10 protein-coding genes are annotated in these 8,164 nt (G+C 69.8%); 6 read left to right on the top strand and 4 right to left on the bottom strand.

The genetic code is table 11. The features are described from left to right. Positions 1–356: S-adenosylmethionine synthetase N-terminal domain-containing protein (locus QZW52_RS17580; protein WP_294001065.1), on the bottom strand; the 356-nt coding region annotated here is incomplete at its 3' end. Positions 357–582: 226 nt separating this feature from the next. Between QZW52_RS17580 and QZW52_RS17575 the strand changes: the two genes are divergently transcribed. The 4 genes from QZW52_RS17575 (at position 583) to QZW52_RS17560 (ending at position 4,063) form a co-directional block, all read left to right on the top strand. Then, on the top strand, positions 583–1,482 hold the full coding sequence (locus tag QZW52_RS17575) for a lysophospholipid acyltransferase family protein (RefSeq protein WP_294001067.1): 900 nt from the start codon (positions 583–585) through the stop codon (positions 1,480–1,482). Continuing rightward, positions 1,479–2,375 (top strand): LpxL/LpxP family acyltransferase, encoded by an 897-nt coding sequence (locus tag QZW52_RS17570; RefSeq protein WP_294001062.1) that lies wholly within the window; start codon positions 1,479–1,481, stop codon positions 2,373–2,375. Before QZW52_RS17575 ends, QZW52_RS17570 begins: the two co-directional genes overlap by 4 nt. Before the next feature lie 29 nt (positions 2,376–2,404). Further along, positions 2,405–3,286 carry a diaminopimelate epimerase gene (gene dapF, locus QZW52_RS17565; protein ID WP_294001060.1) on the top strand — a complete coding sequence of 294 codons (882 nt, stop codon included), beginning with the start codon at positions 2,405–2,407 and terminating at the stop codon, positions 3,284–3,286. A gap of 93 nt (positions 3,287–3,379) precedes the next feature. Then, a complete protein-coding gene (locus tag QZW52_RS17560; RefSeq protein WP_294001057.1) occupies positions 3,380–4,063 on the top strand; it encodes a DUF484 family protein in 684 nt (227 codons plus the stop codon). 6 nt (positions 4,064–4,069) lie between these two features. On the opposite strand, the gene QZW52_RS17555 is transcribed toward QZW52_RS17560, so the two are convergent. Together QZW52_RS17555 and QZW52_RS17550 are read right to left on the bottom strand one after the other, a co-directional pair. Further along, complete coding sequence (locus QZW52_RS17555) at positions 4,070–4,363, bottom strand: hypothetical protein (RefSeq protein WP_294001056.1); 294 nt, start codon at positions 4,361–4,363, stop codon at positions 4,070–4,072. Positions 4,364–4,427: 64 nt separating this feature from the next. After that, positions 4,428–5,330, bottom strand: a complete 903-nt coding sequence (locus QZW52_RS17550; protein ID WP_294001054.1) for an esterase/lipase family protein — start codon at positions 5,328–5,330, stop codon at positions 4,428–4,430. A gap of 111 nt (positions 5,331–5,441) precedes the next feature. On the opposite strand from QZW52_RS17550, the gene QZW52_RS17545 reads away from it, so the two are divergent. Then, on the top strand, positions 5,442–6,368 hold the full coding sequence (locus QZW52_RS17545) for a GGDEF domain-containing protein (RefSeq protein WP_294001052.1): 927 nt from the start codon (positions 5,442–5,444) through the stop codon (positions 6,366–6,368). Between the two features lie 24 nt (positions 6,369–6,392). On the opposite strand, the gene QZW52_RS17540 is transcribed toward QZW52_RS17545, so the two are convergent. After that, positions 6,393–6,836 (bottom strand): acyl-CoA thioesterase, encoded by a 444-nt coding sequence (locus QZW52_RS17540; protein WP_294001050.1) that lies wholly within the window; start codon positions 6,834–6,836, stop codon positions 6,393–6,395. Between the two features lie 106 nt (positions 6,837–6,942). Between QZW52_RS17540 and QZW52_RS17535 the strand changes: the two genes are divergently transcribed. After that, positions 6,943–8,133, top strand: coding sequence for a multidrug effflux MFS transporter (locus tag QZW52_RS17535; RefSeq protein ID WP_294001048.1), 1,191 nt, complete (start codon positions 6,943–6,945; stop codon positions 8,131–8,133). Positions 8,134–8,164: the final 31 nt, after the last annotated feature.

Raw genomic sequence — 8,164 nt, 5'->3', positions numbered from 1 at the left:
CCGGTGTTCAGGTGGTCGTCGCAGGCGTGGTCCACCCCTTGCGCGATGTCGTTCGACTGCTTGTCGTAGGCCACCAGCACCGCGCAGCCCTTGTAGTCGATGCCGTACTCGGTGTTGTCGTAGCCGATGCGCTTGATGGTGTCGCGGGCCACCTGGATGTAGTCCACGTGCGCGTTCGTCGTGATCTCGCCGGCCAGCACCACGAGGCCCGTGTTGCACAGCGTCTCGGCGGCGACCCGGCTGCGCGGATCCTGTTCGAAGATCGCGTCGAGGATCGCGTCGGAGATCTGGTCGGCCACCTTGTCGGGGTGTCCTTCGGAGACGGATTCGGATGTGAAGAGGAAATCGTTCGCCACTTATAAACTCCTGAGGTCGGACATGCTGAAGGGGCGTGTCGCCGTGCTGTTCGGGAGCTTGCGGCGAACGCTTTAGCGGTTTTGTTCAACTTCAGCACCCCTCCATTGAGAAATGTGAAAGATGCGTGCCTGAATCGACTCTCTGGTGTCGGCTCCGGCCCGTCGCCCCGCAAGTTGTTCCTTAACTCGGCGAACTTTCAATTCTAGTCCTGCCCACCGCAACGTGATTTCAACCCTGTTCCGAATGGGCGCTCGTCTGCCCCTGCCCCTGCTGCACGGCGTCGGCGCGCTGCTGGGCTGGCTGGCCTATGGCGGCTCGCCCACCTACCGCCGCCGACTGCGTACGCATGTTGCCCAGGCTGGTCTGCCGTGGCCGGTTGCGCGGCCGGCGATCGCGTCGGCCGGGCGCATGGTGGCGGAGTTGCCTTGGCTGTGGAGCCGCGGCCCGGACGAGCCACTGGGCGACCTCGTGCGCTGGGAGGGCGCCGAGCACATGGAGGCCGCGCTCGCTGCCGGCCACGGGCTGGTGCTGCTCACCCCGCACATCGGCTCCTTCGAGATCATCGGGCAGGCGTATGCCGAACGCTTCGGTGCGCAGCAACCGATGACCGCGCTTTACCGCCCGGCGCGCAAGGCGTGGCTGCGTGACCTGGTGGCGCAGTCGCGCAACCGGCCAGGGCTGGAGACGGCGCCTGCCACGCTGGCCGGTGTGCGCCAGATGATCCGCGCGCTGCGCAAGGGCGGCACGATCGGCCTGCTGCCGGACCAGGTGCCACCCGAAGGGCTGGGGGTGTGGGCGCCGTTCTTCGGGCGCGAGGCGTACACGATGACGCTGGCGGCGCGGCTGGTGCAGCAGACCGGTGCGGCGTGGCTGCTGCTGGTCTGCGAGCGGCTGCCGGCGGGGCGGGGCTACGTGATCCGGGTGCAGCCGCCGGTCGAGCCGCTGCCCGACCCCCGCGACGAGCCGGACGCCGAGCGGCTCGCCCTGCGCAGCGCGGGCGTGGTCAACCGGGCGATGGAAACATTGATCCGCCAGAATCCGGGCCAATACCTGTGGGGCTACCACCGCTACAAGGCGCCCCGCCCGATCGACACCCCGGCCCCGACGCCCTCCGACGCTGCATGAAATCGCTTCTCTCCCGCGCTGGCGCCCATGCGGTGCTGAGTCTGCTGTGGCTGCTGCACTGGCTGCCGATGGGCGCGCAACACCGGCTTGGCCTGGGGCTGGGCACGCTGCTGTGGACCTTCGGCACATCGCGCCGGCGCATCGCGCTGCGCAACCTTGAACTGTGCCTGCCCGAGAAGCCGGTGGCCGAGCGCGAAGCCATCGCCCGCGCCCACTTCGGCTGGCTGGGCCGCAGCTTTCTGGAGCGCAGCGTGCTCTGGTACGCCTCGCGGGAGCGGCTGAACCGGCTGATCCACGTCGAAGGCGACGTGAAGCTCGCCGAGCGCAGCGACCGCCCGGTGATGTGGCTGGTGCCGCACTTCCTCGCGCTGGACGCGGTCGGCATCGGCCTGCTGCTCAACCAGACCCGCCACGCCGGCTCGATCTACCAGGCGCAGAGCAACCCGGTGTTCGACGCGGCCGTGCGGCGCGGTCGGCTGCGCTTCGGCGGGGTCGAGGTCTATGCGAGACAGGAAGGGGCGCGGGCGCTGATGCGGGCGATCAAGCGCGGCGATGCCTTCTTCAACCTGCCGGACATGGATTTCGGGGCACGGGATGCGGCATTCGTGCCCTTCTTCGGCGTGCCGGCGGCCACCTTGCTGGCGCCGTCGCGGATGGCGCACCTGCTGAACATGACGGTGCAGCCGGTGGTCGGCGAGATGCTGCCGGGCGGCGAGGGCTGGCGCCTGCGCGTGCTCGACCCCTGGCCCGATTTCCCCACCGCCGATGCCGAAGCCGACACGGCGCGCATCAACCGCTGGATCGAGGCGGAGGTGCGCAAGCTGCCGGAGCAGTACCTGTGGGTCCACAAGCGGTTCAAGACGCGGCCGGCGGGGGAGGCGGGGTTGTATTGACTGCGGCAGCCGGGCGCGATAATTCCCCCATGACCCCCCGCCCGCCACTCCCCTTCACCAAGATGCACGGCCTCGGCAACGATTTCGTCGTGCTGGACGCCACCCGCGCGCCGCTCGACCTGAGCGAAGCCGACCTGCGCTTCCTCGGCGACCGGCGCTTCGGCATCGGCGCGGACCAGATTCTCGTGGTCGAGCCGGCCCGTGCCGCCGACGCCGATTTCCGCTACCGGATCTTCAACGGTGCGACCGGCGAGGAGGTCGAGCACTGCGGCAACGGGGCACGCTGCTTCCTGCGCTACGTGCGCGACCACGGACTGACCGACCGCGACACGGTGCGCGTCGAGACGATGAACAACCGCATCGTGCTGGAGATGACGCCGGACGGGCGCGTCACCGTGGACATGAACCAGCCGATCTTCGAGGCCGTGCAGATCCCGTTCGATCCGACCGGCCTGGTGCCGCGAATGCTCGATGGCTTCGAACTCTGGCCCCTGACAAACCCCGCAGATCCTGCGCAGCGGGTCGAAATCGCCGCGGTGTCGATGGGCAACCCGCACGCCGTGCAGCGCGTCGAGGACGTGGACACCGCGCCTGTCGCCACCGTCGGCCCGTGGGTCGAGGCGCACGCCAGCTTCCCGCGCAAGGTCAACGCGGGCTTCCTGCAGGTCGTCGATCGCGGCCATGTCCGGTTGCGGGTGTACGAACGCGGCGCGGGCGAGACACTGGCCTGCGGGACGGGGGCGTGTGCGGCGGTGGTCGCTGGCATCCGGCTGGGCTGGCTGGACGCGGTGGTCGAGGTCGAGACCCGCGGCGGGCGGCTGACCATCGCGTGGGACGGCGTGGGCCACAGCGTGCGCATGACCGGGCCGGCGGTGACGGTGTTCGAGGGCACCGTGGTGTTCCCGGACTGAGTTTTCCGGATCGCTGGATTCGGGTGATGAAGGCGGGTTGCTGACCGGCTTTTCCGCGGCATCGCCCGAAACCCCTGCGCTACCCTGCTGCCCATGAGCACGCAGCAGGGCCTTTCCGAAATCGACATCGCCAGTTATCTGGCGCGCACGCCGGGCTTTTTCGAGCGCCATGCCGACTTGCTCGCCCACGTCGAATTGGCCAATCCGCACGGCCCGCGCGCGGTGTCGCTGCAGCAGCGGCAGATGGAGATGCTGCGCGAGCGCATCCGCGGCATGGAGCGCCGGTTGATGGACATGATCCGCCACGGCCAGGACAACGCCGCGCTGACCGACCGGCTGCACCAGTGGGTCTGCGCGCTGATGCAGGTGACGGAGCCGCGCGAGATTCCCGAGATGCTGGTGGTCGATCTGCAGGAGCAATTCCGGATTCCGCAGGTGGCGCTGCGGCTGTGGGACGTGGCGCCGGCCTTTGCGGATCAGCCGGTGGCGCGGGGCGTCGGGCCGGAACTGCGGCGCCTGGCGTCCAGCCTGCGCACGCCGTATTGCGGCGCCAACACCACCTTCGAGGCCGTGCGCTGGCTGGGGCATCCGTCGGCGGTGGCGTCGCTGGCGCTGTTGCCGCTGCGGCGCAGTTACACGGGGCCGGCCTTCGGCATGCTGGTGTTCGGCTCGCCCGACCCGACCCGCTACACGCCCGAGATGGGCACCGACTTGCTGGTCCGCATCAGCGAACTTGCCAGTGCCGCCGTGACGCGGCTGCTGCCGGCGTCGGACTGAACCGGATCAGCGGGCCAGGGGCGCCGCTTCTGTGCCGGCGTCCGACACCACGTACATCGACGCCAGCGCCACGGTCTCGACCGACGCCACGGCTGCGTTGTCCGACACCGGCTGCGGCACCGCACCGAGCAGGTGGTGGCGGCCGCCGCCTTCATGACCGCCGCCACGGTGCCCGCCGCCGCGCCCCTCGAACCCGCCCGGCGCACACACGCTCAACACCGGCGACAGCACGCAGCACCCCGTCGTCGCCGCCACCAGCACAGCCAGCGAAGCGGCCCGAACTCCATTGCGCATCCACATCAGAAACTCCAGCGCGGCAAGAGGCCGCAACCCAGATCAACGCCCGGCAACGCGCCACGTTGACTCAGGCACCTTGCCGCAGCGCCAGCGCCAGGACGAACACCGCCGGATCGTCGAGCAGATCCTGGTGCCCGCGCCCCGGCCGGTGGACCGATGCCGCACCCTCCAGCACCCCGCAGCACGGCGGGAACACCACGTTGTCACAGTCGCTCCAGACGCAGGTGAAGCACGCCCGCCACGCTGCGGATTCGCTCTGCATCAGCCCTTGCAGCCACAGGCTGTCGCGGCGCATCTGCACGGCGTTCATCTGCTGGCCGAAGCGGGCGAGCCAGGTGCCGCGGTGGGGCGTGCCGAGGGTCAGGACGTGGTGGATGCGGGCGTCGGTCACCGCGGCCGTCTCGCCCCGCTGCAGCCGCGACCGCCGCCACGCCCGCAGCACCAGCCCGCCCATGCTATGGCAGACCACCAGCGGCGCCTGTCCGGTGGCACGCTGGAGTTGCACGAGGGCGGCGTCGATCTGGTCGGTGTAGTCGTCGATCGAGCCGAACACCGGCTCCAGGCTCACGCCAACGAAGGGGATACCTTGCGCCTGCAGCCGGGGGTACCAGCGGTTCCAGAAACCGCGGTTGCAGAGATACCCGTGGACCAGCAGCACGCCGCGTCCACCCTGGTCTGGCCCATCCGCCCCCTCCAGCCGATCCGGCCACCGCTGGCTGGCGAACGGCATCGCCCAGCCGAACGCCCGCCCCGACGCCAGCGTCTCGCGCCACCACGCCTGCACGCGCTGGAGGGATCTGGGTGGCGGCGCCGGGTCGTGGCCGTGGACACCTACCGCCAGCGCCTGCTCCAGTCCGAGCGCCAGCGCGTTCAGACCCAGCAGCGTCAGCACCGGCCCGAGCGCAGCCAGCAACCCCCAACCCCGCCACGCGCACCATCCCAGCCAGCCCGCGATGCCCAGCGCGCCCATGAACGCGATTCCTCTCAACCCCCTGGCCAGCATCTCCACACTCCTGTCTCGTCTCGGTGCCCGCTCGATCCGCTTAACCTGCCGCCGATTCCGCCGACATGCAGAGTACCCATGTCCGCCACCCTCCCCACCGAACTCCTGCCGCATCTGCTGCCGCACGTCCTGGCGCTGTTCACCGGGACGCCCTGCGTCGTGGCGCTGTTCGATGAGCGGGACGTGCTGCGCTGGGCGAATCCGGCGTTCCGGGCGCTGTTCGGCCTGGGGGCGGACGCGCAACCGAGCTGGATGGACATGATGCGCGCCAACCACCGGCAGAACCAGGCCACGGCGGTGCAGACCGACGACTTCGAGAACTGGCTGGTCTCGGCGGCGTCGCGGCGCGGCAAGCAGGCGTTTCGCAAGATCGAGGCCGATCTGGTGGACGGCCGCTGGATGCTGATGACCGAGACCGTCGGCGCGGACGGCTGGATGCTGTGTTTCGGCACCGACATCACCGACCTCGGACAGGACCAGCGGCAACTGCGCGCCGCCCATGACCTGGCCGTGCGCGCCAGCCAGTCCGACGCGCTGACCGGCATCGGCAACCGGGCGTTCGTGCTGGCGCGGCTGCAGGGACTGCTGGCGGTGGATCTGGCCACGCAGCCACTGTGCGTCGGGCTGGCGGACCTGGACCACTTCAAGCGCATCAACGACCAGCGCGGCCACCTCGCGGGTGATCAGGTGCTGTGCGACTTCGCGCAGCTGCTGCAGGGGCACCTGCGCCGCAGCGATGTCTGCGGGCGCATCGGGGGCGAGGAGTTCCTGATCGCGCTGCCCGATACGCCGCTGGCGGCGGGGCGGGAGCGGGTGGAGCGGCTGCTGGAGATGGTGCGCCAGTCGCGTCCGCTGGAAGGCGCGCCCGGATTCGGCTACAGCGGCTCGTGCGGGCTGGTGCAGGTGCGGCCGGGCGAGTCGGTCAACGCGGTGCTGGGTCGTGCCGATGCCGCGATGTACGACGCCAAGCGCACGGGGCGCGACCGGGTCTGCACGGCGGATTGACGCCACAACCTGACGCCGCCGCCTTCACGCCGAGGGCGCGCACCGCACCAGCCGCTCCAGCGCCACCCGGATCGATGCCGGGATCGCCACCGGGCGCTGGGTCGCCGTGTCCACGAACACATGCACCATCCGCCCGACCGCACAGGGCTGCGGCTCGCCGGGCTTGAACAGGCCGGTCTCGTAGGTCACGGACGAGTTTCCGAGCTTGACCACCGCGACGCCGATGTCCACCTCGCCCGGATAGGCCACCGGCGCCAGGAAATCGCACTCCGAGCGCACGATGAAGCCCACCACGTCGCCGCCATGGATGTCGAGCTGGCCCTCGGCGATGAGGTAGGCGTTGATGACGCTGTCGAAGTACTGGTAGTAGAGGGCGTTGTTGACATGGCCGTAGCGGTCGTTGTCGGTCCAGCGGGTGGTGACACGGTGGTGGTGGGGGAAATCGGCGGCGGTGGGGCGGGCGGGCATGGGGGTGTTGTACCAAGAATGGCGTGGAATGGTGTGGAATGGCACGGACTGTGCCGTGGGCGCCGGACCCGTTTACCATCGGCCGCCTGCCCTCTGCTGGTCCCCCATGCTGTCTTCCTTGCTCCGCCATGCCCTCGTGCTGGGCCTCGTCTCCGCGATCGGCCCGTTCGCGATCGACATGTACCTGCCCGCGCTGCCCGAGATCGGCCACAGCCTGCAGGCCGACACCGCCCAGGTGCAGCGCAGCCTGACGGTGTTCTTCCTGGCGCTGGGCGTGTGCCAGTTGCTCTACGGCCCGCTGTCGGACCGCTTCGGCCGCAAGCCGCCGCTGTACTTCGGGCTGGCGCTGTTCGTCGCCGGCAGCATCGGCTGCGCGCTGGCGCCGGACATCCAGACGCTGATCGTCCTGCGCTTCATCGCCGGCGTCGGCGCCTGCGCGTGTACGGTGATCCCGCGCGCCGTCGTGCGCGACCTGCACACCGGCGTGGAGGCGACCAGGCTCACCTCGCTGCTGATGCTGGTGTTCAGTGTCTCGCCGATCCTGGCGCCGCTGGCGGGCAGTCTGGTGATCGCGGTGGCGAGCTGGCGCTGGATCTTCTGGACGGTGTCGGCGCTGGGTGTGCTGGGCATTGCGCTGCTGGCGTGGCAACTGGAGGAAAGCCGCCCCACCAGCGCGCGCACCGCCTCGACCCTGGGCGGTGTGCTGGCGACCTACTGGACGCTGCTGCGCGACCGCCACTTCATGGCCCTGACGCTGATCGGCGCCTTCGGCATGTCGGCCTTCTTCGCCTACCTGGGCAACTCGTCGTTCCTGCTGATCGGCCACTATGGCGTGACGCCGATGCAGTACGGGTTCCTCTTCTCCATCAACGCCGCTGCCTTCATCGGCACCGCGCAGTTCAACAGTCGGCTCTGCGTGCGCTACGGGCTGGTGCGCGTCGTGCAGGTCGGGGTGGCGGGATTTGCGTCGATCGCGCTGGGACTGTGGGCGCTGTTCGCGTTCGGGGTGGACCGGCTGGATCTGCTCAGCGTGCTGGTGTTCTGCAGCTTCGGCTGGCTCGGGCTGGTGGTGCCGACCACGGCCGTGCTGGCGCTGGAAACCCATGGCGAGATCGCCGGGACTGCCTCCGCCCTGCTCGGCACCACGCAGATGGTCATCGGCGCGGTGGTGATGGGCGTGCTCTCGCTGTTCATCGATGGCACGCCGATGCCGATGGTCAGCGGCATCGGCGGTTGTGCGCTGGTCACGGGGCTGCTGACCTGGTTCACCCTGGAGCAGGAATCCCGCCATGTCTGACCCCCATGCCCACGACCATGACCACGGCCAC

This window comes from Sphaerotilus sp., from assembly GCF_013299175.1.
Lineage (GTDB): Bacteria > Pseudomonadota > Gammaproteobacteria > Burkholderiales > Burkholderiaceae_C > Sphaerotilus.
Note: the sequence above shows the minus strand (reverse complement) of the source record. Positions and strands in the feature narration are given on the sequence as shown.